This window comes from Lentzea sp. NPDC003310 (assembly GCF_040610935.1).
Taxonomy (GTDB): domain Bacteria; phylum Actinomycetota; class Actinomycetes; order Mycobacteriales; family Pseudonocardiaceae; genus Lentzea.
The window spans coordinates 1-1,057 of sequence record NZ_JBEXNC010000073.1; the positions used below are offsets into that span (position 1 = coordinate 1).

At 28.5% G+C, this 1,057-nt stretch carries 1 protein-coding gene and 1 pseudogene; one reads left to right on the top strand and one right to left on the bottom strand.

What is annotated here, in order from left to right; all coding sequences use genetic code 11:
* The coding region (locus ABZX02_RS44020) for a hypothetical protein (protein ID WP_355307985.1) at positions 1-219 on the bottom strand (219 nt) is incomplete at its 3' end.
* Between the two features lie 240 nt (positions 220-459).
* Here ABZX02_RS44020 and ABZX02_RS44025 point away from each other — a divergent pair.
* Positions 460-1,057 (top strand): annotated as a pseudogene (locus tag ABZX02_RS44025) (tryptophan--tRNA ligase); the annotation flags it as partial.

Genomic DNA, 1,057 nt, shown 5'->3' on the forward strand with positions numbered 1-1,057 from the left:
ATTTTCAATTGGTGTTTTTCTTATATTAATCATACCTATAGCAACCAATTTAGTTCCATTAATTCCAGAATATGGTAATGAAGTTAAAAAAGCCTTAAAATATATACCTTTTAACTTTTTAATTGATAATGTTTGGCTTGGATCTCTCAAATTAAATGGATGGCAGACATTTATCTCAATAGCTTCAATAATACTACTAGCTATAATTGACTTCTTCACTATTTCTAAGAGAGATTATTAAAGTGTGACAAATCCATATAAATATATTGGAAAAGCTTAAACGTTGTTTAAAAACGCTTAAGCTTTTCTCATTTAGTTTACATAAATTACAATTATAGGTAGTGTCTTTGTATATAGTATTCATTAACTTTCTTTATTTAGATTAAAGTTAGAATAGTAAAAAACAAGGCTATATACTTATATCTAGTTCATCATTTTACATGAAAATATGAAGGAGCGATGGAAATGAAAAAAGAAAATTTACTTACAGGAGACAGACCCACTGGTAAACTTCATATTGGGCATTATATAGGCTCTCTAAAGAAAAGAGTTGAAATACAAGACCAATTTAACAACTTTATTATGATAGCTGACCAGCAAGCATTAACTGATAATGCTAAAAACCCTAAAAAGATTCAAAATAGCTTAATAGAAGTCATATTAGACTATTTATCTGTAGGTATAGATCCAATAAAGTCTAATATTTTTGTTCAATCTCAAATTCCCGAATTAAGTGAATTAACCATGCATTATTTAAATCTTGTTTCTATTTCACGATTAAAAAGAAATCCAACAGTCAAAAATGAAATGAAAGAAAAAAATTTTGGTGATAGTGTTCCAACAGGATTCTTTATTTATCCAGTTAGTCAGGCAGCCGACATAACTGCTTTTAAAGCATCCATTGTCCCTGTAGGTGAAGATCAGATACCAATGATTGAACAGACAAATGAAATTGTTAAAACCTTTAATAATACGTATAAGCAAAATGTTTTAAACAAATCTAAAGCTTTATTACCCGAAAAAGGAATGGGTAGACTTCCAGGGATAGATGGAAAAG